This is a genomic window from Mycobacterium sp. (assembly GCF_050701515.1).
Taxonomy (GTDB): domain Bacteria; phylum Actinomycetota; class Actinomycetes; order Mycobacteriales; family Mycobacteriaceae; genus Mycobacterium.
On record NZ_JBOGDB010000137.1, the window covers coordinates 74689 to 100257 of the forward strand.

General features: G+C 65.0%; 22 protein-coding genes. 8 read left to right on the plus strand and 14 right to left on the minus strand.

What is annotated here, in order from left to right; translation table 11 throughout:
• Window positions 1–3: 3 nt before the first annotated feature.
• Together ACRDU5_RS11665 and ACRDU5_RS11670 are read right to left on the minus strand one after the other, a co-directional pair.
• Complete coding sequence (locus ACRDU5_RS11665; protein WP_526614671.1) at window positions 4–1419, minus strand: phytoene desaturase family protein; 1416 nt, start codon at window positions 1417–1419, stop codon at window positions 4–6.
• Window positions 1416–3209: a DUF3556 domain-containing protein gene (locus tag ACRDU5_RS11670; protein ID WP_526614672.1), complete on the minus strand. Its 1794-nt coding sequence runs from the start codon at window positions 3207–3209 to the stop codon at window positions 1416–1418. The genes ACRDU5_RS11665 and ACRDU5_RS11670 overlap by 4 nt, the downstream gene beginning before the upstream one ends.
• A gap of 142 nt (window positions 3210–3351) precedes the next feature.
• On the opposite strand from ACRDU5_RS11670, the gene ACRDU5_RS11675 reads away from it, so the two are divergent.
• Window positions 3352–3729 carry a hypothetical protein gene (locus ACRDU5_RS11675; RefSeq protein ID WP_526614673.1) on the plus strand — a complete coding sequence of 126 codons (378 nt, stop codon included), beginning with the start codon at window positions 3352–3354 and terminating at the stop codon, window positions 3727–3729.
• 15 nt (window positions 3730–3744) lie between these two features.
• On the opposite strand, the gene ACRDU5_RS11680 is transcribed toward ACRDU5_RS11675, so the two are convergent.
• The 7 genes from ACRDU5_RS11680 to ACRDU5_RS11710 form a co-directional block, all read right to left on the minus strand.
• Window positions 3745–4374, minus strand: coding sequence for a class I SAM-dependent DNA methyltransferase (locus tag ACRDU5_RS11680; RefSeq protein WP_526614674.1), 630 nt, complete (start codon window positions 4372–4374; stop codon window positions 3745–3747).
• Window positions 4375–4812 (minus strand): DUF5078 domain-containing protein, encoded by a 438-nt coding sequence (locus ACRDU5_RS11685; protein ID WP_526614675.1) that lies wholly within the window; start codon window positions 4810–4812, stop codon window positions 4375–4377.
• 13 nt (window positions 4813–4825) lie between these two features.
• A complete protein-coding gene (locus ACRDU5_RS11690) occupies window positions 4826–5152 on the minus strand; it encodes a DUF732 domain-containing protein (protein WP_526614676.1) in 327 nt (108 codons plus the stop codon).
• A complete protein-coding gene (locus tag ACRDU5_RS11695; RefSeq protein ID WP_526614677.1) occupies window positions 5149–8052 on the minus strand; it encodes an MMPL/RND family transporter in 2904 nt (967 codons plus the stop codon). Before ACRDU5_RS11695 ends, ACRDU5_RS11690 begins: the two co-directional genes overlap by 4 nt.
• A complete protein-coding gene (locus ACRDU5_RS11700; protein ID WP_526614679.1) occupies window positions 8049–8474 on the minus strand; it encodes an MmpS family transport accessory protein in 426 nt (141 codons plus the stop codon). The genes ACRDU5_RS11695 and ACRDU5_RS11700 overlap by 4 nt, the downstream gene beginning before the upstream one ends.
• Before the next feature lie 132 nt (window positions 8475–8606).
• Window positions 8607–9761 (minus strand): acyl-CoA dehydrogenase family protein, encoded by a 1155-nt coding sequence (locus ACRDU5_RS11705; RefSeq protein ID WP_526614680.1) that lies wholly within the window; start codon window positions 9759–9761, stop codon window positions 8607–8609.
• Window positions 9758–11251, minus strand: coding sequence for a carotenoid oxygenase family protein (locus tag ACRDU5_RS11710; protein WP_526614681.1), 1494 nt, complete (start codon window positions 11249–11251; stop codon window positions 9758–9760). Before ACRDU5_RS11710 ends, ACRDU5_RS11705 begins: the two co-directional genes overlap by 4 nt.
• A gap of 23 nt (window positions 11252–11274) precedes the next feature.
• Here ACRDU5_RS11710 and ACRDU5_RS11715 point away from each other — a divergent pair, with 23 nt between their 5' ends.
• Both ACRDU5_RS11715 and ACRDU5_RS11720 read left to right on the plus strand, forming a co-directional pair.
• Window positions 11275–12012 (plus strand): FadR/GntR family transcriptional regulator, encoded by a 738-nt coding sequence (locus ACRDU5_RS11715; protein WP_526614682.1) that lies wholly within the window; start codon window positions 11275–11277, stop codon window positions 12010–12012.
• 85 nt (window positions 12013–12097) lie between these two features.
• Entirely contained in the window at window positions 12098–13066 is a 969-nt protein-coding gene (locus ACRDU5_RS11720) for an alpha/beta hydrolase (RefSeq protein ID WP_526614683.1), read from the plus strand.
• On the opposite strand, the gene ACRDU5_RS11725 is transcribed toward ACRDU5_RS11720, so the two are convergent.
• Genes ACRDU5_RS11725 through ACRDU5_RS11745 form a run of 5 tightly spaced genes read right to left on the minus strand, consistent with a single transcriptional unit; the run spans window position 13067 to window position 19205 of the window.
• Window positions 13067–14530 (minus strand): AMP-binding protein, encoded by a 1464-nt coding sequence (locus tag ACRDU5_RS11725; RefSeq protein WP_526614684.1) that lies wholly within the window; start codon window positions 14528–14530, stop codon window positions 13067–13069.
• Entirely contained in the window at window positions 14527–15300 is a 774-nt protein-coding gene (locus ACRDU5_RS11730) for an SDR family NAD(P)-dependent oxidoreductase (protein ID WP_526614748.1), read from the minus strand. The genes ACRDU5_RS11725 and ACRDU5_RS11730 overlap by 4 nt, the downstream gene beginning before the upstream one ends.
• A 1-nt stretch (window position 15301) precedes the next feature.
• Window positions 15302–16867 (minus strand): AMP-binding protein, encoded by a 1566-nt coding sequence (locus tag ACRDU5_RS11735; protein ID WP_526614685.1) that lies wholly within the window; start codon window positions 16865–16867, stop codon window positions 15302–15304.
• Between the two features lies 1 nt (window position 16868).
• On the minus strand, window positions 16869–17603 hold the full coding sequence (locus ACRDU5_RS11740) for a GntR family transcriptional regulator (protein WP_526614686.1): 735 nt from the start codon (window positions 17601–17603) through the stop codon (window positions 16869–16871).
• A 3-nt stretch (window positions 17604–17606) separates the two neighbouring features.
• Window positions 17607–19205: an SMP-30/gluconolactonase/LRE family protein gene (locus ACRDU5_RS11745; RefSeq protein WP_526614687.1), complete on the minus strand. Its 1599-nt coding sequence runs from the start codon at window positions 19203–19205 to the stop codon at window positions 17607–17609.
• Between the two features lie 141 nt (window positions 19206–19346).
• Here ACRDU5_RS11745 and ACRDU5_RS11750 point away from each other — a divergent pair, with 141 nt between their 5' ends.
• From ACRDU5_RS11750 to ACRDU5_RS11770, 5 genes are all read left to right on the plus strand, one after another.
• Window positions 19347–20192 (plus strand): SDR family NAD(P)-dependent oxidoreductase, encoded by an 846-nt coding sequence (locus tag ACRDU5_RS11750; RefSeq protein WP_526614688.1) that lies wholly within the window; start codon window positions 19347–19349, stop codon window positions 20190–20192.
• A 67-nt stretch (window positions 20193–20259) separates the two neighbouring features.
• Entirely contained in the window at window positions 20260–21609 is a 1350-nt protein-coding gene (locus ACRDU5_RS11755) for an aromatic ring-hydroxylating oxygenase subunit alpha (RefSeq protein ID WP_526614750.1), read from the plus strand.
• Window positions 21606–23444, plus strand: a complete 1839-nt coding sequence (locus ACRDU5_RS11760; protein ID WP_526614751.1) for a flavin-containing monooxygenase — start codon at window positions 21606–21608, stop codon at window positions 23442–23444. The genes ACRDU5_RS11755 and ACRDU5_RS11760 overlap by 4 nt, the downstream gene beginning before the upstream one ends.
• Window positions 23445–24401 (plus strand): SDR family NAD(P)-dependent oxidoreductase, encoded by a 957-nt coding sequence (locus ACRDU5_RS11765; RefSeq protein WP_526614689.1) that lies wholly within the window; start codon window positions 23445–23447, stop codon window positions 24399–24401.
• Window positions 24394–25563: a CaiB/BaiF CoA transferase family protein gene (locus ACRDU5_RS11770; protein WP_526614690.1), complete on the plus strand. Its 1170-nt coding sequence runs from the start codon at window positions 24394–24396 to the stop codon at window positions 25561–25563. Before ACRDU5_RS11765 ends, ACRDU5_RS11770 begins: the two co-directional genes overlap by 8 nt.
• The last annotated feature ends 6 nt before the right edge of the window (window positions 25564–25569 follow it).

Consider the following 25569-nt stretch of genomic DNA (forward strand, 5'->3'; position numbering starts at 1 on the left):
ACCCTAAGCCTGCAGGTAAGTCAGCGCCTCCGCCGCCGCGTTGGCGCCGCACATTCCGTGTGCGCCCGGGCCGGGCGGGGTGGCGGCCGAGCAGATGTACATGCCGGGAATGCCTATTCGATACGGGTTCAGGGTGGTCCGCGGACCGAACACCAACTGCCGGACGTCCTTGGCCCCGGTCACGATGTCGCCGCCGACGTAGTTGGCGTTGTGTTCCGCAATGTCCGTCGTTGATCGGACCGCCTGCCCGACGACGCGGTCCCGGAACCCAGGGGCGAAACGTTCGATCTGGCCGATGATCGCCTGGGTGGCATCGCCGGTGTAGCCGTGTGGCACATGCGCATAGGTCCACACCGGGTGGGTGCTTCCAACCGAGCGCCCGGGGTCGGCCAGATACTGCTGACCGACGAGAACGAACGGCCGGTCGGGCATGCGTCCGGCGTGAATGTCGCGTTCGGTGGCCGCGATCTCGTCGTAACCGCCGCCGAGATGCACTGTGCCCGCTCGATGGGCGTCGGCGTTCGTCCACGGCACGCCGCCCTCGACCGCGAAGTCGACCTTGAAGGCACCCGGCCCGTACCGGAAACGCCGATAGCCGCGGGCCACCCTGCGTGGCAACCGGTCGCCGAGGATGTCGACGACGGCCCCTGGCGCGAGGTCGAACATGGTCACGTCGGCCGGCGGCAGTTGCGCTGCCGATTGCACCCGTACTTCGGTCTCGATCTTGCCGCCGAGATCGCCAAGCAGCGAGGCCAGCGCGGTGCTGATCGATTGCGATCCGCCCGCGGCGACCGGCCAGCCATAACGGTGGCCGGCCGTGATGATCCCCAGGCCGATCGCCGAGGTCATCGGAAAGTGCAGCGGCCGGAAGGTGTGCGCGGCGACGCCGCCGAACAGCGCCCGCGCACGTTCGGTACGGAAGAGCCGGGCGAACATTGAGGCGGGCAGCACCGTGGGCGCACCAAACCGGGCCAGTGTCAACGGATGTGATGGCACGCGCAGCAGCGGGCCCATGATGTCCTGCGCGAGTGCATCGAAGCGCGCGGACGGTGTACCGAACACGGCCCGCCAACGCGACCCGTCGCGGCCGAGCCCGGCGACCGTCTCATCGAGTGAGCGGCGCAGCACACCGGCATCCCCGTTGTCGAGCGGATGTGCGCAGTCGATTTCCGGCCACCGCCACTTCAGGCCGTAGCGGTCCAGGTCGAGGCTGTTCAGAAACGTTGAGCCGACCGCCATCGGGTGAAACGCCGAGCAGTGATCGTGTAGGAGCCCGGGCAGGATCGCCTCGCCGGAGCGAGCCCCGCCGCCGATCTCGTCGGTGGCCTCCAAGACCGTCACGGCAACGCCATCTCGCGCGAGGGCGACGGCGGCGGCGAGACCGTTGGGCCCACTGCCGACCACCACGGCGGTACTCATGCGGGCTGCCCGATGGGGCCCTTACTCTGTCCTGTCGCCGGTCGGGTCCAGGTCACGTTCAACGGGATCGGGCCGTTGGGCAGCCACGGCTGCTCCGTCACCGCGTCCTCGACGTTCCAGGTGCCGCGCTCGATCACACCCAGCGCCGGGTCGATGACCTTGTAGTGCTGAACCCTGCGGTGGATCGGCTGCGCCTCAACCCAAACCACGATGAGTTCGCCGGGCTCGAACTGGGCCTCGTCCTGCACGGCTTGGATCAGGTCTTCGTTGTGCAGATGGCCGTCACCGAAATTGAACCCGATCAACGTGTTACACACGACCTCCGCCTCGCGCACCGTTCTGTGGTCTATATCGGGAATATTCTTCAACAACACGGAGAACAGTCCGCGGCCCTGACTGTGCATTGCCCGCCACGCGATGGTCTGCTGCGCGAAGATCTCGGCTTCCCTCGGTTCATAGCCGTAATCGATCAACTGGGCGACCTGGTTTCCGGCCGACCGGGTCACCTTGTTCAGTTTCTCCTCAGCTCCCGGCGCGAACGCCCATGTGGCCGACGCCCAGTTGCCCGCGTACTGCCGCATGGCGGGCAGGAAGGACACCAGGTCCGGGCGCAGGTTGCCGAGTACCGGGAAGAAGCACAAGGCGGCGAAGATCACGACGGTCAGCCACGGCGACGACATGTCGCCGATGCCGTAGCCCTCCCAGTTGGGGAAGCCCCAGAACAAGAAGATCGTCGCGTAGGCGAACAGCGCATTCCATTCCACCGGCACCGCCAACGGGAAGGTGGAGATGATGAACAGGTGGAACGCCACCATGATCCCGGCCGCGATGATCGTCAGCCACGGCCACGGTGACAGCAGCAGAGCCAACGGCGCGATGATCTCGACCACGGTGCCTGGACCGTGCGCCATGAAGCTGGCGACGTGCGATGGCAGCAGGTCGTGCGGGAAGTTGCGGTAGTGCGCCCGCTTCAGCCACTTGAACGGCAAGGCCGGACTGTTGCTGACCATCGGCGGAACGACGTTGGTGAAGTGCAACCCGAATTTGGAGATGCCGGCCCAGAACCACACCGTGAAGATCAGCAGTTTCAGCGCGATGACCATGTCGACGAAAGGAAGGGCGGCGAAGAAGACCAACGCCGGCAGGTATTGCTCGCCCCGCGCCGCCAGAAAAATGGTCTTGTCCCGCAGGCCGATAACCACCAGCAGCACGATGGGCGCGATCAACAGTGCCGGATTCACCAGGCCGGACGTGTTGGACGGCAGCACGGACGACAGCGAGTCGCTGTGCACACCGGGAAGCACCAGCGGTACCGCCACGCTGACCATGAGGGCCGCATACACGGCGATGTCGAACCAGGTTCGGCGGTTGCCAGCGGTGAAGGGAACCCACCGCCACGGCCGTAACCGGATGGTGTTGGGCCGGGCCCAGAAGCGATAACCCCCGGTCATCGGCTTGGTCTTGCCGGCCAGCGGGCCCCAGGATCCGGCGAGGCCGATGAGCTCCAGCAGCACGGTCCACAGAACCGTCTTCTCGTACACGATCGGCTGGTCCCACCACTGCGACACATGCCAGAACGCCGGCAGACCGGACGTGACGGTGGCGATCACGATGCCACCGAGCGAGTAGAAGAACACCAGCTTGGCGATGTAGATGGTGTGGACCATTCGCGGGACGCCATACCCGTGCTCCACCCACTTGAGGGCGAGGATCCTGATGCGCTCCATCAGCGGTTGCCGCAGGAATGATTCGGGTTCAACCGCTGGCAGGTTCGGTGTGGTGAATCCCATGGTGAGCTCCTTTGACCAGTTATCAGGCTAGAAGCTGAGGGGGACTTGAGGGCAAAATTGCTCTGCTGGCACCGAACGGAACATAGGGTAAGCCTCGAAGGACGCGAAGAAACGAAGCCGGTCCACAGCGGAGGGGACAAACATGAAGCTCATGGCAGTACTCGCACTGGCCTGCGGATTCACTGCCGCGCCGATGATGGCCGCCGGAACCGCATCGGGATTGCCGCCGAATTTTTGCGACGGCGCGGAGTGTGTCCCGCACGTGGATCGCGACGTCGCGGCCGGTGCGTCGTGCCATTTCCAGTCGCGTTTCCCGTTCGGGTTGACTGCATCGGGCGACACGCTGGTCTGCAACTCCATGAACGAGTGGGTACCCTCGGCGCCGTTGATCGGGGTACGCACCGACCGAGCGCCCTGCGCCGCGGGCGAGCAAGGGATGGCGCAAGGCCCCGATGGCCTGCCGTTGTCCTGTGACGGCCTGGCGTGGAGCATGGACTTCAACTCCCTCTACTACTCGTGAGACGACGCGAGGCGATTAGTCCTTGACGCCGACCGTGATCAGGTCGGACAACAGGCGGGTCCACACCGGCCGCTGAACGCGATGCTGGTCGCTCACCCGGAACCCGGCGCGTTCGAATAGCGCTCGTATCTCGGTCGGAGACGGGTTGTGCGACGGGTTGAACCGGTTGGCGGTGAACCACTGCAGCGGGAGCGGGTGCCGCGGGCTCAACGTCGCCACCGCGGCGAAACCCCCGGACGCGAGCACTCGGTGAAATTCGCGCAGCGCTGCGGGTTGGTCGAAGAAGTGAAATGCCGACGTGGTCACGACCGCGTCGAGGGCGCCGTCGCCGAAAGGTAGTTGCTCGGCAGGTCCCCGTAACCATTGCACCTTCGACGATCGCTTGTTGGCCTGGGCCAGCATGCCCTCGGACATGTCGACACCGTAGGCCTCGTCGGTATGCAGTTCGCGTTCGATTCGGTCTGCGAGAATGCCTGTGCCGCAGGCGATATCGGCAACGCGCCGGGAACCGTGAATTCTCAGCTGAGCGATCATCTCGTCCTGCGCAGGACGATACGCCCAACGTTGGAGAAACTGCGCGTCGTAGACCGGAGCGGCAACGCCCCAGAACCGCGTGACCGCATCGTTGAAGTTTCTGCGTGGCACTTACCAGTTCCAGACGGACTGGTCATCGGGCGGGTAGTTGGCGCACACGGCGGTGGTGTGGGCGGCTACGCCCTTGTTGTTGAAGAACAATTTCGCGTGATTGGGCCACGCCGCCGTCAGCGGATCGGCGAAGTTGGTGACCAATTCCTCCGAATAGGCTCGGCGCCCGGCATAGTCCATCGAATAGAACCAATGCATCTTGTCCCGGGTCGCCTGCTGAATCTGCGGTGACTTGTTGTTGTAGTCGATCATGTACCGCTCGTAATACACCGGGTCGGTATCTCGTGCGGCCGCCATGATCTGTTCGGCGGTGCAGGTCGTCCTGAGCATCCGGTTCGGGATCGGATAGTCATCCGTGGCGTCTGCAGACGCAGTGCCGCCAACGGCCAGCGCGACAACGCCGAGAGCCGTCATCACAACGCTTGCTTTACCCAACATTTATGACTCCTTGCTATTGCGCCGCTCGCTCCAGCACGGGCAACTGGTCGGGACAGTAGGTGCGTAGCGCGGCGCCGAGAAACTGCCACGACTGCTCGGTGGTGGTGTCCTTCTCCAGGTTGGTAGAGATGAACTGGGCCGACTTGTAGGCGTCTAGGTCGACGCCGTTGCGCAGCCGCTTACAGACGATCTTTCCGATCCACGCGTTGTAGTCCCGCTGGCCGTAGATGCCGTAGGTGTGCAGTTCGTGGGCGAAGTCGGTGTCGACGTCCGCGTGGGCGGGTGCCGCAAGGGCGAGTCCCGCTGCTACGACCGCGATTCCGACGACCGCTCGCTTCATGGCGTGGATCCTTCCGACGGGGCCGGGGTCAACGGCCTTGGCTTGGGCCACGGCTGCGGAACAGGCCGCGAACGCACCGCCTGCGGCCACCAGAACCACCGTCCCAGCAGGGCGGCGACCGCCGGCGTCATGAATGACCGGATCACCAGCGTGTCGAACAGCAGGCCCAGTCCGATGGTGCTGCCGACCTGTGCGAGGACGGTGAGTTCGCTTACCACAAAGGACATCATCGTGAAGGCGAACACCAGGCCGGCGGCGGTCACAACGGAGCCGCTGCCGCCCATCGCGCGGATGATCCCGGTGTTGAGCCCGGCGTGGATTTCCTGTTTGAGCCGGGCTACCAGTAGCAGGTTGTAGTCGGCGCCGACGGCCAACAGGATGATGACCGCCATCGCAAACACCATCCAGTGCAGTTCGATCCCGATGAGGTGCTGCCAGATGAGCACGGACAGTCCGAAGGAGGCGCCCAGCGAAAGCACCACCGTGCCCACGATGACGGCGGCCGCGACCACACTGCGCGTAATGATCAGCATGATGATGAATATCAGTGCCATCGCGGCTATTCCGGCGATCAACAGGTCATAGGTGTTGCCGTCGGACATGTCCTTGAATGTCGCCGCCGTACCAGCGAGGTAGATCGTGGATCCCTCCAGCGGTGTGCCCTTGACCGCTTCTTTCGCCGCGGTCTTGATCGCATCGATGCGCGAGATACCTTCCGGTGTCATCGGGTCGCCCTCATGGGAAATGATGAAGCGCACCGACGTTCCGTCCGGTGAGATGAACTGTTCCATGCCCCGTTTGAAGTCTGGGTTGTCGAACACCTCGGGGGGCAGATAGAACGAATCGTCGTTCATCGACGCGTCGAAGGCCTCGCCCATGGCCGACGCGTCCTCCTGCATCGCCGCCACCTGATCCTGCATCCCTTTCTGCGTGGAATGCATACTCAGCATCATCGCCTTCATATTCTTCATGGTCTGGATCATCTCGGGCATCATCGCCGTCAGCTGGGGCATGAGCGCGTCCAGGCGCTCCATGAGGGGCAGCAGGTTCTCGATGTCGGCGGTCATGGTGTCGATGCCGTCGAGGGTGTCGAACACCGACCGCAGCGCCCAGCAGACGGGGATGTTGAAGCAGTGCGGTTCCCAGTAGAAGTAGTTGCGGATGGGTCGGAAGAAGTCGTCGAAATCGGCGATGTGATCCCGCAACTCCTGGATGTCGACCACCATCCCTTTCATCTGGGCGACCATCCCGTGGGTGACGTCGGCCATCTGCTGGGTGAGACTCTGCATCCGCTCCATCTGGTTGATGGTGGTCTGCATGTCTTCGGCCTGTTCCAGCGTTTTGGCCGTGAGATCCTGGTTGTACTTCTCGGTCAATTTTTGGCTGGTGCCCTGCATGCTGATCAGGAACGGGATCGAGGTGTGCTCGATCGGAGTCCCCTCCGGCCGGGTGATGGCCTGCACCCGCGAAATGCCCTCCACCTGGAAGATGGCCTTCGCGATCTTGTTGATGACCAGAAAGTCCGCCGAGTTCCGCAAGTCGTGATCGCTTTCGATCATCAGTATTTCGGGGTTCATCCGGGCCTGCGAGAAGTGTCGGTCGGCCGCGGCGTAGCCTTCGTTGGCCGGCAGGTCGGATGGCAGGTACGTACGGTCGTTGTAATTGGTCTGGTACCCGGGCAGGGTGAGCAGGCCGATCAGCGCCAGCGCCATCGTTGCGACCAGGATGGGGCCGGGCCACCGCACCACCGCGGCGCCGATCTTGCGCCAGAACCGGACCCTCATTGCCCGCTTGGGCTCCAGCAGCCCGAAGCGGCTGGCCACGGTCACCATCGCACTCCCCAATGTGAGCGCCGTAATCACCACGACGACCATGCCAATCGCCAAGGGAACACCGAGGGTCTGGAAGTAGGGCAGCCTGGTGAAGCTCAAGCAGAAGGTCGCACCGGCGATCGTGAGTCCCGAACCCAGCACCACGTGGGCAGTGCCGCCGAACATGGTGTAATACGCGGTTTCTCGGTCCTCACCGGCCCCGCGCGCCTCCTGATATCTACCGATCAGGAAGATCGCGTAGTCGGTTGCGGCGGCGATCGCCAGCATCACCAGAAGGCTGGTCGCGAACGTCGAGAGCCCGATGATCTGGTGATAGCCCAGGAACGCGACCACTCCCCGGGCCGCGGCCAGCGACAGCACCACCGAGACGAGCACCAACAGCACGGTGATGATCGACCGGTAGACCAGCAGCAGCATAGTGATGATGACCGCAAACGTGAGCATCTCGATCATTCGTAGGCTGCGGTCGCCGGCGATCTGCTGATCTGCGAGAAGTGCGGCCGGGCCCGTCACATAGACCTTGACGCCGTCCGGAGGTTGCAGATTGTCGATGACCTTCTGAACCGCTTCCACCGACTCGTTGGCCAGCGCCTCACCCTGATTGCCGGCGAGTTTCGCCTGGACGTAGGCGGCCTTACCGTCGGTGCTCTGCGCACCCGTCGCCGTCAGCGGATCGCTCCAGAAGTCCTGGACGGACAGGACGTGCGTGGTGTCGGCCTCGAGCTTCTCGATCATCTGGTCGTAGAACGCGTGCGCGGCGTCGCCCAGGGGTTCCTGACCCTCCAGCACGATCATGGCCGAGCTGTCCGAGGTGCCCTCCTCGAAAGCCTCGCCGACGCGGTGCATCGCGATCACCGACGGTGCCTCGTCGGGGCTCATCGAGACCGCCTGCGCCTGTCCGACCGTTTCCAGCTGGGGCACGATGACGTTCAGAATGGCGATGAGGGCGATCCAGCCCAGGATGATCGGCACGGCGAGGGTCCGGATCACCCGCGCCAGGGCGGGCCGTGCGGCGTGTTTCGGGGGTGGGAAGGCGTCAGTCGGCGCGTCCGTCGTAGGCGCGCTCATGCGGACTTCACATAGCAGAAGGTCATGGCGTCCACGCCCGTGGTGGTCCTCTCGTCCTTTACCTCATCGTCGACGACGATGCGGCAGGTGATCGAATTGCCGTCGCCCTGCGCGATGAGGTTGGGGGCCGCCGACGGCGCCGTCGTCTCCAAGGTCAGCGACCACGGCAGAGCCACACTGTCGACGCGTTGCGGCTTGGCGTCCAGGTCCAGATAGTTGATGTCCGCGTACGTCCCCGAGCCGTAGATCTCGTACGTCACCACTTTGGGGTCGAACGGCTCGGGGTCTTCGGCGAAGACCCTGGGTGTGGTGATGATGCCTTCGGAGCCGAAGAACGTGCGCACCCTCATCACGATGAACCCCGCGATGACGACCACGACGACGATGACCAGCGGAATCCAGACGCGCTTGAGAACACTCATCGCGTTTCCGCCCGCGCCATCTGCACCTCTTCTTGCTCCGTCGCCGCAGCTCAGCCACGCTGAACTTAGCCAATATAACTTGTCGCTGTGCAACAGGTTAGCTCAGGTAAGTGGTACGCAGGTACCCACCCGTCAGTACGACTTGGGCAACCCCAGGCTGTGTTGCGCGATGTGGTTGAGGATCATGGCGCGGGTGATCGGCACCGTCTTGAACAGGCGGACGAATTCGTACATGTTGGCCAGCGCGATCTCTCGGGTGAATCCGCTGCCGCCGTGTACCTCAATGGCCTGATCGACGCATCGGGTCGCGGCATCGGCTGCCAGGAACTTGGCCATATTGCTTGCCTCGCCGGCATCGGTGCCGGCGTCGAAGCCGGCCGCGGCGTGCCGGGTCATCAGCCGTGCCGCTTCGAGCGCGATCTTGGCCTCGGCCAACGGGTGCGCGACGCCCTGATGGGCGCCGATCGGCACCTTCCACACCCGGCGTTCGCGGGCGTGGGCGACGGCCTTGTCCATCGCATACCGGCCGACGCCGTTGCAGATCGACGCGATGATCACCCGCTCGGGGTTCATCCCGTCGAACGCCACCCGCAGGCCGTCGCCTTCGCCGCCGACCAGGCGGTCGGGCGTGACGGCGACGTTGTCGAAGAACACCGTGAACGACTTGTCGGTGATCTCGAATGTCATCGGGATGCGGTGCATGTCGATGCCCGGAGTGTCACGGTCGACCATGAACAGCGAAAGTCGCGCGCGGCCGTCGGCGTTCGTGCCGGTGCGGGTGACCACCAGCATGGCGTCGGCCTGGTCGGCAGCGGTGATGAACGTCTTCTGTCCGCTGATGTAGTAGGTGTCGCCGTCGCGATGTGCGGCGGTGGTGATGTGGTGGGAGTTCGAGCCGGCGTCGGGTTCGGTGATCGCGAACGCGATCTTGACGTTCCCGGCGGCCATCGGCGCAAGCCACCGCCGTTTCTGCTCATCGCTGGCGTGGCGAGCCAGCAGACTGCCGACGATTCCGGGGGAGATCATCAACATGATCTCCGGGCAGCCCGCCGCGGCCGCTTCCTCGGCGACGACGCTCAGGGCAGTCAATCCCATTCCGCCGCCGCCGTATTCCTCCGGCAGGTTCACGCCGACGAACCCACCGGCGGCGAGCGCGTCCCACAACTCGGTCGGGGCTTGCAGAGTTTCGCTGCACCGGGAGAAGTAGTCGTTGCCGAATTTCGCGACGATTCCGTAAACCGACGAGCGTAACTGGGATTCCTCGGCGAGGTTCAGTGTGGCGGTCAACGGAAGTCCATCCAGTGACCGTGCGGGGTGAAACCGAGCAGGAACGGTATCTCGATGCGGCAGACGGGGCCGGCGGTGATGTCGTGGGTATCGAAAATGACGTACTCGCCCAGGTTTTCGGTCCACCGCGACACCGGCACCATCAGGTAGCCGTCGCCCTCCGGGGCGTCGGGTGTGCGCGGGACGAACGTCGGCTCCATCACCAGAGAGGGGCGGTCATGGCGCAGCCGGTACTCCTGCTCCGAACCGGTCTGGATGTCGTGCACCACCAAACTGTGCATTCGCATCCCGTTACCGCGGGCGTCCCCGCCGATCAGATAACCCCAGCGGTGCCCGCGGCCGTAGAACCGCTCGTCGACCTTCGGCAGCTCACGCGGCCGATCGCCGAGCAACTCGGACTTGACGGTGCCGGTGGCGAGGTCGACCGTCCACCGGCCCAGCGTGCTGCGCGCCAAATTGAAGAACAAGGCGATGTCTTCGCCCTGGAAGCGATCGATGTTTAACGGGAACGGCGGCCGCTCGAAGATCGGCGCGTCCAGCGTGAGGGTGTTTCCGGCGACGTTGGCCGCCAGGGTATGCATCACGTACTGCGGCTCGATGTCTGCGGTGATCCACCGGATCTCGCCGTGCTCGACGTCGTCGCGCGGAACCATCGCCAGCATGATCGGGAGATCCGGCTCCCATCCGTGCACCGGCAGGCCACGGTCGAGCCGGCCCGGGTCGAAAACGAAACCCTGAAACGGCAGCACGAGCCAGTCGGGCGTCAACCACATGTCGTGCACCTCGGAGCAGTACGGCGCATCCGATAATTCGCGGGAGATCACGCCGCCGCCCGATTGCACCACGTGCACGGTGACATAGGGCGGACGGTCGCTGTAGGACCATCCGTACAACGTGCCGCTGTCGTTGTCCCACTTCGGGTGCGCGGTGAACGCCGCGTCGCCGTAGCCGGACTGTTCGAAGATCCCGCGGGACAGCTGGGCCGACCAGGACACCAGACCGCGGGTCTCCAGGGTGACGGGATGCAGTGCCACCGGGGGACTGCCCTGCTCGCCGGACGCCAGGATTTCGCCCGCGAACGGGAAGCAGTTGATGTTGTTGGTGCCCTGCGGGATTCCCCGGGTGAACTCGTCGCGTATCGCCGGTCCGAACCCGATGTTGCGCCAGTCGTGCCAGTCGTCGTCGGCCCACTCGAACATGCCGCGGCCGTGTCGTTCCTCGAGCAGGTATTTGGGTGTGCGGACCCAGCGGTTGCGGAAGTCGGCGCGGCCATTGTCGAACGTCAGGCCCTGCACCATGCCGTCCATCGCCAGCAGTCCGTTGCTGCCCCGTTTGGTCGGTCGCTTGAACGTCGGTCCGACGCGGTAGAAGCCGCCGGACAACTCGGCCGGGATCTCGCCGAACGTCGTCACGCAGTCTTCGACGGTCGCCTCAAACCGCATCGGCCGGAATGCACCGGTCAGCACCGTTGCGTTTGGTATGCCCACCATGGCAACTTAGTATACTAAGTATTATGACCGCGGCAAAACCCTCCCGGGCCCCCGATGTCGTAGCAGGCGCTCTGCGGCGCAGAATCCTGAGCGGCGAGCTCGCGCCGGGAGACTCGCTGCCAACCGAAGGTGAGCTGATCAACCAGCTCGGTGTCAGTCGCGAGACGGTTCGGATGGCCCTCCGACTGCTCGACGCCGAAGGACTCACCGCGACCAGCCAGGGCCGTAGCGGTGTCCGCATCCGCCATCCCGAACCCGACCGGGCAGCCCGGTCCCTGGTGCAATTGCTCACCCTGACCGGCGCGACCTGGGGTGATCTGCTCGACTTCCGCAGGATGCTGGAACCCGCGGCGGCGGCCGACGTCGCCGAGCGCGCATCCGAAGCGGAACGTGCCGCGATCGTCGAGGTAGCCGACCGCGGAATTGCGCCCGATGGCGCCGGTTATCACGAGTTTCACGAACGAGTGGTGCAGGCGAGCGGAAATCCGATCCTCACCACGGTTCTCGCCGCCATCGAGCAGGCCGTCCGGTGGGCGGCCGCCGAACAGGACATCACCCAGTACGAACGCGAGGAAGCGGCAAGGTCGCATCGCGCCATTGCGGCGGCGATCGCCGCCCGCGACCCAGGTAGGGCAGAACGCCGGATGCGCCAGCACCTCGACGCCGCGCTGCGGCACGTCGAGGAATCTGGACTGCTCGGTGCGCCGATGATCCCGCCGTCACGCTGGCGGGGGGACACCACGGAACTCCCGTGGCGCTGACCGGCAAACGTCCGAAGTGGGCTCGCGACGCGCGTTTTGGCTGTATTGTCCGCTCAGGCCGGGGCTGAGCTACGGGGAGGCAGCGATGGCGTTCGTGGGGAAATTGGTGGTCGCCGCGATGGTCGCCGCGCTGTTGCCCGGTCTGATCGGCGTCGCGGGCGGCTCGCCTTCGGCAACGGCCTTCTCCAGCGTGCCGGTCGAACAGCTCGACGTGCCGTCGCCGTCGATGGGCCGCGATATTCGCGTGGAGTTCCGCAGTGGCGGTGAGGGCGCACCCGCGGTGTACCTGCTCGACAGCATGGAGGCGGGCGACGACTTCAACGGCTGGGACATCAACACCGCCGCGTTCGACTGGTTCAACGGCTCTGGGCTTTCGCTCGTCATGCCCGTCGGCGGCAAGTCGAGCTTCTACAGCGACTGGTACGGGCCTGCGGTGGGCAACGGCCAGACCTTTACCTATAAGTGGGAGACGTTCTTGACCCAGGAGCTGCCGACGTGGTTGGCCGCCAACAAGAACGTCCCGTCGACCGGCAACGCCGTGGTGGGGTTTTCGATGGGTGGCTCGTCGGCATTGGTGCTGGCCGCCTACCATCCGCAGCAGTTCATCTACGCCGGATCCTTGTCGGGCTTCCTGAACCTCTCGGCTCCCAACCAGCGAGGCCAGGTTCGTATCGCCATGATGTGGAACGGCGGCTTCAACCCGGAGGCGATGTGGGGTCCGCCGGGCGACCCGGCCTGGGCACGCAATGATCCCACCTTGCAGGCCGGCAGGCTGGCCGCCAACGGCACCCGCCTCTGGATCTACTGCGGCAGCGGCACACCCACCGACCCGGCCCTGGCCAGCCCCGACGCTCCCATCGCCGGACTCGGATTCCTAGAAGGATTCGCGATCGACTCCAACCGCACCTTCGCTGACACCTACATCGCCGCGGGCGGAAACAACGCTGTGTTCAACTTCCCCGACGGTATCCACAGCTGGGGTCACTCGGGCCAGCAGCTGCAGCAGATGAAACCCGACATCCAGCGGGTGCTGGGCGCCACGCCGGCCACCTGATCACGCCAACCGGCTGCGCAGTTCGCGTTTCAGCACCTTGCCGTAGCTGTTCTTCGGCAACTCGTCGATAAAGCAGTATCGCTTGGGCCGCTTGAAACGCGCGATGCGATCGAGCAGGTGGGCGTCCAGCTCGGCCTCCTCGACCCGGCCCACGACGAAGGCGACCACCACCTCGCCCCACTCCTCATCCGGCGCACCGACCACCCCGGCCTCCACGACGCCCGGGTGCTCGAGGAGGGCCTCCTCGACCTCGCGCGGGTAGATATTGCTGCCGCCGCTGATCACCACGTCCTTCGACCGGTCGCGCAGCGTGAGGAAGCCCCGCTCGTCGAACGATCCCATGTCGCCGGTGCGCAGCCAGCCGTTCTGCAGGGTGGCGGCGGTGGCCTCGGGATTCTTCCAGTAGCCGGACATCACCACATCGCCGCGGCAGACGATTTCACCGACCTCGCCGACCGGGGCCGGGCTACCGTCGTCGAGCAGCACCGCGACGTCCACGCCGGACCGTGCGTAACCGACCGACCCCAGAACGGCGTCGTCGGCACCCAGGTGGTCGGCCCGGCGCAGGCCGGTGATCGTCATGGGCGCTTCGCCCTGACCGTAGAGCTGGGTGAAGATCGGGCCGAACGCGGCCATCGCCTTCTTCAGGCCGTCGACGTACATCGGTCCTCCGCCGTAGACCACCGTGCGCAGGTTGCGCGGGCACGAGCGTCCGGTCTGCACCAGGCGCTGGACCATGGTGGGGGCGAGGAAGGCGCTGCAGCCCGGATGGTGCTCACACAGATCGAGGAACTCCCCGGGCTCGAACGCGGCGGATTCCGGTATCACCTGACGGGCTCCGCGCAGCACGTAGGGCGGAATGTAGAGGCCCGAGCCGTGCGACATCGGTGCGCCGTGCACCAGGCTGCAGTCCTGGTCGGGCGAATCGAAATCCGCCAGGTGGGCGATGGTCATCGCCATCAGGTTGCGGTGCGAGAGCATCGCGCCCTTGGACCGGCCGGTGGTTCCGCTGGTGTAGAACAGCCACGCCAACGCGGCGGGGTCGGAGTCGGGTGGAACGGCGGGCTCGCTGTCGTGGCGACGCGAATACGCTTCTGTGCCAACGATCTCGACAGGGGCGTCGGATTCCAGATCTTTGGCGATATTCGGCGAGGCGAACACCTGCGTGACGCCGGCGTCCTCCAGGATCTGCGCCATCTCACGGGAATGCAATTTGTAGTTGATCGGGACGACCGCGCACTCGGCTGCCCAGATGGCGAACATCAGCTCGACGATCTCCGGGCGGTTCTCGGTGGCGATCGCGATGCGCGCCCCTGCGGCGCCCGACTGCCTGATCGAGGTCGCCAGCCGCAGTACCCGATCCCGCAGCTGCGCCCAGGTAAACAATTGGCGCTCACCGTGATACACCGCGCCGCGATCGCCGAAGCGCGCGGCCGCCTGGTCGAGCAGGACGAACAGGTTCAACGGGCGACCCATTCCGAAGTCAGCGCGAAGTCGGACAGGTACTTGGTGGAAGTCCAACCGCCGTCGACCACGATCGTCTGCCCATTGATGAAGCCGGCGCCCTCTGAGCACAGGAAGGCGACGGTGCTCGCGATATCATCGACCTCGCCCAGCCGCGGATACGGTGTCATCTCGGTGTTGATCTTGCGGAACCGCTCGTCCTCCAACCGCCGCGCGACCATCGGGGTGAGCGTCACTCCGGGCGCCACTGCGTTGCAACGGATTCCCTGGGGCCCGTACTGGCAGGCGATGTGCAGGGTCAGCGACGTCAGGCCGCCCTTTGCCGCCGAGTAGGCGCCGCCACGTAGGCCGCCGACGACCGCGAACGTCGATGTGACGTTGATGATCGCCGAGCCCGGCTGCATGTGCGGTATCACCTCGCGGGCCAGCCGGAACGGCGCGCGCAGCATCAAACCGAGGAAGTAATCCAGTGATTCGTCGTCGGTTTCATGCAGCGGCTTCGGACCGCCGACCCCGGCGTTGTTGACCAGGAAGTCGATGCGCCCCCACCGCTCCACCGCAAGATCCACAATGCGCTTCGGCGCGTCGTCCGCTGTCAGGTCGACGGCGAGCGTGGCCACCCGATCCGGGTCGTCGATCGCCTTCTCCAACTCGCCGAGCCTGTCTTTGTCCCGACCGGTACCCAGTACCGCCATGCCCACGTCGGCGAGTTTGGTCGCGCAGCCGAAACCGATGCCACTGCTCGCGCCTGTAACGATCGCTACCTGCATATCACTCATCCGCCTTCATCAGCGTTGCTCGGATCTGATGTTTCAACACTTTCCCCGCGTCGTTCTTCGGCAGCGCATCGGTGATGACAACCTGCTCGGGAACTTTGAACTTGGCGACGCCATGGCCTTCCAGAAAATCGCGCAAGCTGCCGACGTCGGGGCCGGGCGAGGTCGTGGGCACAATGACCGCGCACGCCCGCTCTCCGGTACGTGCGTCGGGCAGACCCACGATGGCGATCTCGGTGATGTCGGGGTGGCCGGCGAGGATGTCCTCGACCTCCTTGGGCGCGATGTTCTCGCCGCTGCGGATGATGATGTCCTTGGCACGGCCGGTGACGACGAGGTAGTCATCGTCCACCCACTGCGCGAGATCGCCGGTCCGGAAATAGCCTTCGGTGTCGAAGGAGTCCTGCTCGTCCTCGGGATGCAGATAGCCTACGAGCATCTGTGGGCCACGCGCGCGGATCTCGCCGTCGACCAGTTTGATGTCGGCGATCCCGGCGCGGCCGTCGGTGTCCGCCGCGTGTTCCGGGTCGCCGGGGGAGCCCACGGTGGTGACGGGCGCTTCGGTCGAGCCGTAGACGCGTGTCACCATGGCTTGGTCGAAATATCCCGCGGCTCTACGGATCAACGACGGTGGCACGGATGCGCCGCCGCAGATGAACACCTTCAGATCCGGTAGACGGGTATCGGCCCGCTCGGCCGCGGCAAGCAGCCCGTCCAGAAACGGTGTTGCGCCCGCCATGTGGGTGCAGCGCTCAGTCTGCATGATCTGCACGGCATCGTCCGGGTCCCAGCGCTCCATCAGCACGGCGGTCGCGCCCAGCAGCAGCGGACATTCGAACGCATAGATGGAACCGCCGATGTGAGCGATGGGAGAGGGCACCAAGAACTTGTCGCCGGGTTCGACGCGCCAGTGGTCGCGAATCTGGCAGATCAGCGCGTGGATCGAATTATGGCTGTGCAGCACGCCTTTTGCACGACCCGTGGTGCCCGATGTGTAGAGGATCATTCTCACGTTGTCGGGGTCCAGCGCCGGTAGCTGTTGCTCGCCGGCCGCGTCGGAGAACAACGATGCGTAGGGCGTCTGGCCACGATGCTCGCCTCGGACGACGACGACCTCGGGTCGTGAGCCCAGCCGCGCCGTGACGCGGTCGAGCATCCTGGCGTAGTCGTGCTGGCGGAACTCGGTCGGCACGAAGATCATTCGGCTGTCGACGTCGTCGAGGATGAAGCGCAACTCACGGTCCCGCAGGGACGGCAGGACGGGGTTGACCGGCATTCCCGCCATGGTCGCCGCCAGATAGATGACCGCGGCTTCGTGCCAGTTCGGCAGCATGAATGACACCACACTGCCCGTCGGCATCCGGGACAGCAGGGCATGCGCCAGCGTCGATGCCTGGCTGTAGAGTTTCCGGCAGTCCAGGCGAACGTCGCCGTCGATCAGCGCCACGCGTTGCGGCGTGTGCTGCGCGGCCTCCCGTATCGAGTCGGCCAGCGTGGCACGGACCCACAACCCACGGGTGTAGGCATCGGCGGCGTGGTCCTCGACGACGTGTGACGGCATGTCAGCCTCTGACCCGCCGCATCGTCATCGAATGGCGGAAGCGGGACGCCGGATGGGTGTTGATCGTGACCTGCGCAACCTCGCCGTCAGACGTTTTGTAGGTGCGTTGCACCTCGAGGGCCGGCGTTCCCGGCTCGATCCCCAGGCCGTCGGCCAGCTCCGAGGTGATCAGCACCGCCGCGATCTCCTGGTGGACCTCGACGATGCTGACGCCGAACAAGTCTTCGATCAACGGGAAGATCGGCCCGGTATGGCGTTGCAGCAGCCTGCCGATCGCGGCGAAGGAGCGATTGATGTAGTACTCCGTGCGGCACAGCGGGAATTCCGCGTTCTCCGACTGCCGGAAGCCCCGGACGGTTAGCCACTCTTCACCGCTGTCCAGTCCGGTTCGAGTCGCCAGGTCGTCGTCGAGCGTGACCATATTGATGGAGTCGATCGCAAATCGGGCTTCGGTAGCGAAGGCCACCAGGTCGTTGATCGACATGACGTCATAGGAGTCCGATGTGGATCGGGGGACGACGAGGGTACCGGCCCGCGGCCGGGATGAGACCAGGTTGTCTTCACGCAGTCTGCGCAGGGCTTCCCGCACGGTATAGCGGCTGACCGAAAAGCGTTCGCACAGCTCGTGTTCGGTCGGCAACTGCGATCCCACCGGATAGACACCGTCCACGATGTCCTTCCGCAGAGCCCGCGCTACCTGAATGTAGCGATGATCAGCGGGCGTGGTGTCGGTCACCGGTCAACCTTTTTGACGCAACGCCAAGACACTGCCGTCCCCGTCGGCCGAAATATAAAGCGTGCCATCCGGTCCCGCTGCGATACCCGCGAATGGGCCCTGCGGGCCGGAGAACGGCGGCATGCCCCGCAGCGGCTTGGGAACAACGCCGGGCGGGGGACCGACCGGTAGTCCGGAGGCAATCGTGGTGCGCGCCTTGCTGTTCGGGTCGAATGCGATCACTTCTTTGGCTCCGGCGTCGACGACATAGATGTGCCCGTCGCGCACCAGAACGCCCTGAGGTTCCTGCAACCCGTCCACCACGACCTCGTTGCCCGAGCCGTTCAGTTTGACCACTCTCCCTGCCGCCGACTCGGCCACCAGAGGACTGCCGTCCGCAGCGATCGCCACCCCGACCGGATCCTGCAGGCCGGATGCCAGCACGTCGACCTCGCCCGACCGAACCGACAGCAGCCGTCCCGTTCCCAGTTCGGCGACCACGGCCGCGCCGCCGGGGGCGAGCGCGACGCCGTAGAGCTGATCCAAACCGTCTGCCAGCACCTCGGTTTCGCTGCTTGCCGGCCGATAGCGCGACACCTGGCCGCTCGACGTCGTGACCACGAACTCGCCGGTGCCGGCCGGGGCGAAACCGCGAAGGAACCCCGGGTAGCCCGGCGAGAAAAGCATCCCTACCGTCTGCAGTCCGCCGTCGTCGCTGACCGCGTAGAAGTAGGTCCCGTCGGCTACGTAGAGGAGGCCGTCGTCGCCGACCGCCACGTCTAGCGGCCAGTTCAGGCCACCGGGCAACACGGTCCCGGTTTCGCCGCCACCGAGAATTTCGGTGATCTCGCCGGTGAAGTTCGACACGAACAGCCGGTCGCCGAGCACGGCAAGGTTGTCCAGTCCGGGCGTCAGCTGAGCCACCAGGGTCTGGTCGCCGCTGCGCGGGTCGATGCGGAGCACCTGCCCACTGGCCACCTGGGTGGAGACGATGTAGCCGTCGGCGTCGAACTTCACCGCGTCGGGCACACCGAGATCGCCAGCGACTCGTTGTGGCTCACCGGGCCCGTCGGCGTCCGGGTCTACTCGCCAGATCTCGTTGGCGGTCATCAGCGGGTAGTAGAGGAGGCCGTCGGGTCCGACCTCCATGGCGTTAGGGGACGGCAGATTCTCCAGGAGGATGCGCGGGGCACCGCCATTGAGGTCGAGTTCCATTAGCCGTCCGCCTTCGCGGCATTCGTTGACGAACAGCCGCCCCTGGTGCACGGTGATGCCGTTCGCACACGGCAGGTCGTCGCGCAGCACGCGGGCGCGGCCGTCCTTCTCGAGCGCGCTGACCCGGCCGTCCATGACTTCGGTGGCGTACATGGTGCCGTCGGGGTCGAAGGCGACGTCGTCCGGCGCGATGATGTCGCCACCCTTGGGGCTGACGGTGTCGAGTTGCCCGCTCTCGACATCGAGCGCACTGATCTGGCTGCCGGTCACCTGGGCTATATAGATGCGGCCGTCGGGACCGGTGCGCAGACCGTTTGCGCCGAACAGCCGACTAGGCGGAGTGAGCCGCTCGAGTCGCCAACCCTGGTCGACGGTCGGGTTCGATGCGGGGTAGCGGGCGGTCGTCATGGCCTCGGACGTTATCAAGCCTGATTGGTCCAGACAATAGCCTCGGCGTCGTGCCGGCATCCCCTTGACGGCCGGATTATGGCTGCGGAATAGTGTTCTTCAATATGCAGAGCACCATATGTTGTCCGGACAAATAGACCGATGGACGATCTTCTGAGCCTCGACGGCCGCATCGTTGTGGTGTCCGGCGCCGGAGGCGGCGGCATCGGCACCACGGTGACGCGGATGGCTGCCCGGGCCGGCGCGACCGTGGTGGCGGTGAGTCGGTCCAAAGAGAACCTCGACGAGCACATTGCGCCGTTGAGCGCCCAGGGCCTGTCCGTTGTCCCTGTCGCCGCCGACGCATCCACGGACGAGGGCATCGGCACCGTCATCGATGAGGTGCGACAAACCGAGGGCGATCTCTACGGGCTGGTCAATGTCGCCGGCGGCGCCGACCCGTCCACCTGGATGCCCTCGACCCGCGTCAACCGCGACGACTGGCGCGCGTTGTTCACCGCGAACCTGGAAACCGCGTTCTTCATGAGCCAGGCGGTGGCGGCCGAGATCAGGCGGAATCAGAACCCCGGGTCGATCGTCTCGATCTCGTCGATCAGCGGCATGAACACCGCACCGTTCCACATCGCCTACGGGACGGCCAAGGCAGCGGTGGTCGCGATGACCCGGACGATGGCGGTCGAACTGGCGCAGGACAACATCCGCGTCAACGCGGTCGCCCCCGGGGTTACCGCGACGGCGGCGTCGCTGACCTACACCGAGGAAGACCCCGACCGCGACCGGACGGCCATAGCGATGGGACGGCGCGGGCGGCCGGAGGAACAGGCCGGCGCCATCCTGTTTCTGCTGTCCGACCTGTCGAGCTACATCACCGGTCAGACGCTGCTCGTCGACGGTGGCCTGAATCTCAAGTGGACCCACCTCGGCGCCGACAACACCTCACTGTTTCTCAAGGACGAATCCTTCCGGCAAGCCATAAGTCGGCCCTAAAGGAGGAAGTGTGACCGACACCGAAAACCGTGTAAATCCGGCTAGCGCCGAGGAACTTTCGGAGCCGATGACGATCGGCGCGGACGCCTATGTCTCACCCGAGTACGCCCGCGCCGAGCGGGACAAGCTGTGGCGAAAGGTATGGCAACAGGTGGGCCGCGTCGAGGAGATCCCCGAAGCGGGCGGCTACCTCACCTACGACATCCTCGACGACTCCATCATCGTCGTGCGGACCGGGCCGAACTCATCGTCGCAGGATTTTGCTGCCCACCACAACGTGTGCATGCACCGCGGCCGCCGCCTGGTCGACACCCCGCAACGCGCCAAGAACGCGACCGGTCGCGCCCGCAAGTCGTTCGTGTGCGGCTTTCACGGCTGGACGTACGGCCTCGACGGTGCGTGCACCCATATCCGGGAGCAAGACGACTGGAAGGGCGCGCTCACCCCGCAGAACACCCACCTCGCCCCGGTTCGGGTCGACACCTGGGGCGGGTGGCTGTTCATCAACATGGATCCGGACTGCGAGCCGCTGGCGGACTACCTGTTCCCGGCCGCGAAGATCCTCGACCCGTTCGGGCTGGAGAACGTGCGCTACAAGTGGCGCAAGTGGTTGTACTTCGACTGCAACTGGAAGGTCGCGATGGAGGCCTTCAACGAGACCTATCACGTCTTCACCACGCATCCGGAGTTCAACAAGTTCGGCGAGTTCAAGGGCTGGGCCAAGGCGCAGGGCAGACACAGCAATATCGGCTACGACGCACCGAAGGATATGGAGGCCACCAAGTCGAAGATTCGCCTGGGCACCGGCGCGGATCCCCGAGTGACGACCGCGGAGATGCAGGTCTACACCATGGAGGAGACCAACGCCACCACCACCCAGACCTTGGTGAACGCCGCGAAGCGACTGGTCGACGAATTGCCGGAGGGAACGCCTCCGGACAAGGTGCTCGAACACTGGTTGGCCTCGGCGCGTCGCGACGACGAAGCCCGCGGCGTCACTTGGCCGACCATCCCGGCCGACATCCTGGGGCAGAGCGGCACCGCCTGGCAGATCTTCCCGAACTTCCAGATCGGGCAGGGTCTGACCAGCGCGCTGTGCTACAGCGCACGGCCCGACCCGAGCTATGACCCCAACAAGTGCATCTTCGAAGTCGCCGTGTTCGAGCGGTATCCGAAAGGCGAAGAGCCACAGACGGAGTGGCAGTACACACCGGTCGGCGACCCGCGGTGGCTGTCGGTACTGCCGCAGGACTTTTCCAATATGGCTGCCGTGCAGCAGGGTATGAAATCCCTTGGCTTTTCGGGCACCAAGCCCAATCCGTATCGCGAACGGAGCACCGTCAATCTTCACACCCAATTGTCGAAGTACATGGGCACCGGCGAACCACAAGACCTCGCAAAGGAGACCGATCGATGACCGAATGCGCGCCGACGCAGACCCCCGACGACATCGATATCGACGCGCTGCGGGAGAAGTACCGGCTGGAGCGCGAAAAGCGACTGCGTCCGGAGGGTTCCAAGCAATACATCGAACTCTCGGGTGAGCTCGCGAAGTACTACGAGATCGATCCGTACACTCCACCCGCCGTTCGTGATCCGATCTCCGAGGACGTCAACGTCGTCGTCCTGGGCGGAGGCATCGCTGGTTTGCTGGCCGGCGCATACCTGAAGAAGGCCGGTGTTGACGACGTTCGGGTGATCGAGATGGGCGGAGATTTCGGCGGCGTGTGGTACTGGAACCGTTTTCCCGGCATCCAGTGCGACAACGATGCCTATTGCTACACACCGCTACTCGAGGAGCTCGACTTCGTCCCGTCGAAGAAGTTCGCTGACGGCGCCGAGATCTTTCAGCATTGCCGGAACATCGGAAAGCATTTCGGCCTCTACGATGGCGCGATCTTCTCGACTGAGGTCCGCACGCTGCGCTGGGACGACGATATCAAGCGCTGGCGGATAAGCACGGATCGCGGCGACGACATCCGGGCACGCTTCGTCGTCATGGCCAACGGCTCCTTCAACCGGCCGAAGCTTCCCGGTATACCGGGGATCGAGAACTTCCAAGGGCACCAGTTCCATTCGTCGCGCTGGGACTACGAGTACACGGGGGGAGACTCGACCGGCGGTCTTGACAAGCTCGCTGACAAGCGCGTCGCACTCATCGGCACGGGCGCGACCGGCATTCAGGTCGTTCCCTTCCTGGGTCGCTATACCAAGCACCTGTACGTGTTCCAGCGGACACCTTCGTCTGTGGACACGCGTGACAACACGCCCACCGATCCCGAATGGGTCAAGACATTGAAGCCGGGGTGGCAGAAGGACCGGCAGCGCAATTTTCACCGGTGGAGCCCGTTCGAAGGCGTCGTGTTCGACCAGCCAGATCAGATCTGTGACTTCTGGACCGAACTGGGCCGCGGCATGACGGCGCGGATCGCGGCGATGGAGGACCCCGCCTCGCTGACCATTGAGCAGATCATGGCGATCCGGGAAGATGAAGACTACAAGCTCATGGAACGCTTGCGCCGTCGAATCGAGAGCATGGTCGACGACGCACAGACGGCGGAGGCGCTGAAGCCGTACTACCAATTCCTCTGCAAGCGGCCGTGCTCGAACGAGGAATTTCTGCCCACGTTCAACCGGCCGAACGTCACCCTGGTTGATGTGTCCGGGTCGAAGGGTGTGGAACGGATCACCGAAAAGGGAGTAGTCGTCGGCGGTTCCGAGTACGAAGTCGACTGCATCATCTACGCGAGCGGCTTCGAGATCACGACCGAGATCAGCCGTCGCTACGCCATCGACACGATTGAGGGCCGCGACGGGGTGTCATTGTTCGATCACTGGCGCGACAGCTATAAGACGCTGCACGGCATGACAAGCCGTGGCTTCCCCAACCAGTTCCACACCGGGTTCATCCAGGGTGGTGTGGCGGCGAACACCACCGCGATGCTCGAGCAGCAGGCCGAGCACATCGCCTACGTCATCTCCGAAGCCGTGAATCGGGGTGCCACCATAGTCGAGCCGAGCCAAGAGGCTCAGGACGCGTGGATCAGGACGATCCGCGAAACCTCCGTAGATACCTCGGCATTCGATCAGGCCTGTACGCCCGGCTATTACAACAATGAAGGCGGCGGTGGCGGAGAAGGCATCAGGTCACACCTCGGCGAATATTTCATGCCTGGCTTCTACGTCTTCGACGAGCTACTGCAGGAGTGGCGCGACAAAGGCGATCTGGACGGCCTGGTGCTCGGAACGTGAATGCCTGAACTGAGATTCGACGATCGCGTCGCCGTGGTGACCGGTGCCGGCCGGGGCCTGGGCCGCGCGTACGCACTGCTGTTGGCTTCGCGCGGCGCGAAAGTCGTGGCCAACGATCCGGGCAGCACCCTGACGGGCGACGGCGGCGACGGCGGCCCGGCGCAAGAGGTGGTAGCCGAGATTACCGCGGCCGGCGGTGAGGCGGTCGCATGCACGGATTCCGTGGCGACGGCCGCGGGCGGCAAGGCGATCGTCGACACGGCGCTCGATCGCTACGGGCGGATCGACGTCCTCATCCACAACGCCGGCATCGTGCGCCGCGGCTCGCTGAAGGAGATGACCTACGAGGATTTCGATGCCGTCGTCAATGTGCACCTGAAGGGCGCGTTTTACGTCGTCCGCCCGGCGTTCCCGGTGATGTGCCAGGCGGGTTACGGCCGGGTGGTGCTGACCTCGTCGATCGGTGGTCTGTACGGCAATCACGGGGTGGCGAATTACGCGGCCGCCAAGGCGGGGATCATCGGGCTGTCGAACGTGGTGGCCCTCGAAGGCGCCGCGGAGGGGGTCAAGTGCAACGCGATCGTTCCGGCGGCCGTGACGAGAATGGCCGAGGGCATTGACACTTCGGCCTATCCGCCCATGGGTCCGGAGTTGGTGGCTCCCGTGGTGGGTTGGCTTGCGCACGAATCATGTTCGATCACAGGAGAAATTCTGGTCGCACTTGCGGGCCGGGTGGCCAAGGCCGTTGTCGCCGAGACCCGCGGTGTGTACCAGCCGTCGTGGTCCATCGAGGGCGTGGGCGAACAGATCGACGCCATCGGCGACGGTGCCGAGTCGGTGATCTTCCCGGTGGTGCCCGCCGCGCACGGCGAGCACATCGGTTACAGCTTCGCGATGGCGGCGATGAGCCGCTCGGGCGAAGAGCCAACTGCTCAGCAGGCGGCGCACCATGGGTAGCTCGGGTCCGTTGGCCGGTGTGCGGGTGGTCGATCTCACCGCAATGGTGATGGGGCCGTACTGCACCCAGATAATGGCCGACATGGGCGCCGACGTGATCAAGGTCGAGCCGCCCGAAGGCGACAACACCCGCTACATCTCGGTCGGTCCCGTGCCCGGCATGAGCGGGGTTTTCGTCAACGTGAATCGCGGTAAGCGCGCCATCGTTCTCGACCTGCGGGCCGATCAGGGCAGGACCGCGTTGCGGGCGCTGATTGCGACCGCCGACGTCTTCATCCACTCGATGCGGTCTAAGGCGGTCGCCAGGCTCGGCTTCGGCTATGACGACGTCGCCGCCATCAACCCCGCGATCGTCTACACCAACTGCTACGGGTATGGCAGGCGGGGGCCGAACCGCGATCTGCCCGCCTACGACGACACCATCCAGGCCGAATGCGGGTTGCCCGCCGTGCAGGAACAGCTGACCGGTGAAGCCAACTACGTGGGCACGATCATGGCCGACAAAGTCGCGGGCCTCACCGCGCTGTATGCCACGATGATGGCGCTGTACCACCGCGAGCGAACCGGTGAGGGCCAAGAGGTAGAAGTCAGCATGTTCGAGACGATGGCGTCGTTCATGCTCGTCGAACACGCCAACGGCGCCATGTTCGATCCTCCGCTCGGCCCAGCGGTTTACCCCCGCACCGTGGCGCCCAATCGCAAGCCGTATCGCACCAGTGACGGCTACATCGCCGCCCTGATCTACAACGACAAGCACTGGAACGCCTTCGTGAACGCCGTGCGACCGGCGTGGGCGACCGAGTTGTACTCCACCCTCGAACTGCGCGCGAACCAGATCGACACGGTCTACGGGCTGGTGGCCAAAACGATGCGGGAGCGTACCACCGCGGAGTGGTTGGCATTGTTCCGTGAGCTGGAAATCCCCGCGGCGCCGCTGAATACACCCGACGCGCTGTTCGACAACGCGCACCTGAACGCGGTCGGGATGTTCGAAACCGTGGACACCCCCCACGGGCCCGTGCGTATGCCCGGTGTGCCGACCTGGTTTTCGCGTACGCCGGGCCGGATCGCCGGCCCTACCCGGGAACTGGGCGCGGATACCGCGGAGGTGCTCGATGAGCTCGGACTCGCCGACGTTGAGCCCGCAGTGGGCTCGGGATAGGCACGC

What these genes read in the sequence shown, in the direction of transcription:
- ACRDU5_RS11665 (WP_526614671.1), bottom strand. Translation starts at nt 1,419, where the DNA reads ATGAGTACCGCCGTGGTGGTCGGCAGTGGGCCCAACGGTCTCGCCGCC.
- ACRDU5_RS11670 (WP_526614672.1), bottom strand. Translation starts at nt 3,209, where the DNA reads ATGGGATTCACCACACCGAACCTGCCAGCGGTTGAACCCGAATCATTC.
- ACRDU5_RS11675 (WP_526614673.1), top strand. Translation starts at nt 3,352, where the DNA reads ATGAAGCTCATGGCAGTACTCGCACTGGCCTGCGGATTCACTGCCGCG.
- ACRDU5_RS11685 (WP_526614675.1), bottom strand. Translation starts at nt 4,812, where the DNA reads ATGTTGGGTAAAGCAAGCGTTGTGATGACGGCTCTCGGCGTTGTCGCG.
- ACRDU5_RS11690 (WP_526614676.1), bottom strand. Translation starts at nt 5,152, where the DNA reads ATGAAGCGAGCGGTCGTCGGAATCGCGGTCGTAGCAGCGGGACTCGCC.
- ACRDU5_RS11695 (WP_526614677.1), bottom strand. Translation starts at nt 8,052, where the DNA reads ATGAGCGCGCCTACGACGGACGCGCCGACTGACGCCTTCCCACCCCCG.
- ACRDU5_RS11700 (WP_526614679.1), bottom strand. Translation starts at nt 8,474, where the DNA reads ATGAGTGTTCTCAAGCGCGTCTGGATTCCGCTGGTCATCGTCGTCGTG.
- ACRDU5_RS11710 (WP_526614681.1), bottom strand. Translation starts at nt 11,251, where the DNA reads ATGGTGGGCATACCAAACGCAACGGTGCTGACCGGTGCATTCCGGCCG.
- ACRDU5_RS11715 (WP_526614682.1), top strand. Translation starts at nt 11,275, where the DNA reads ATGACCGCGGCAAAACCCTCCCGGGCCCCCGATGTCGTAGCAGGCGCT.
- ACRDU5_RS11720 (WP_526614683.1), top strand. Translation starts at nt 12,098, where the DNA reads ATGGCGTTCGTGGGGAAATTGGTGGTCGCCGCGATGGTCGCCGCGCTG.
- ACRDU5_RS11730 (WP_526614748.1), bottom strand. Translation starts at nt 15,300, where the DNA reads ATGCAGGTAGCGATCGTTACAGGCGCGAGCAGTGGCATCGGTTTCGGC.
- ACRDU5_RS11735 (WP_526614685.1), bottom strand. Translation starts at nt 16,867, where the DNA reads ATGCCGTCACACGTCGTCGAGGACCACGCCGCCGATGCCTACACCCGT.
- ACRDU5_RS11745 (WP_526614687.1), bottom strand. Translation starts at nt 19,205, where the DNA reads ATGACGACCGCCCGCTACCCCGCATCGAACCCGACCGTCGACCAGGGT.
- ACRDU5_RS11750 (WP_526614688.1), top strand. Translation starts at nt 19,347, where the DNA reads ATGGACGATCTTCTGAGCCTCGACGGCCGCATCGTTGTGGTGTCCGGC.
- ACRDU5_RS11755 (WP_526614750.1), top strand. Translation starts at nt 20,260, where the DNA reads ATGACGATCGGCGCGGACGCCTATGTCTCACCCGAGTACGCCCGCGCC.
- ACRDU5_RS11760 (WP_526614751.1), top strand. Translation starts at nt 21,606, where the DNA reads ATGACCGAATGCGCGCCGACGCAGACCCCCGACGACATCGATATCGAC.
- ACRDU5_RS11765 (WP_526614689.1), top strand. Translation starts at nt 23,445, where the DNA reads ATGCCTGAACTGAGATTCGACGATCGCGTCGCCGTGGTGACCGGTGCC.
- ACRDU5_RS11770 (WP_526614690.1), top strand. Translation starts at nt 24,394, where the DNA reads ATGGGTAGCTCGGGTCCGTTGGCCGGTGTGCGGGTGGTCGATCTCACC.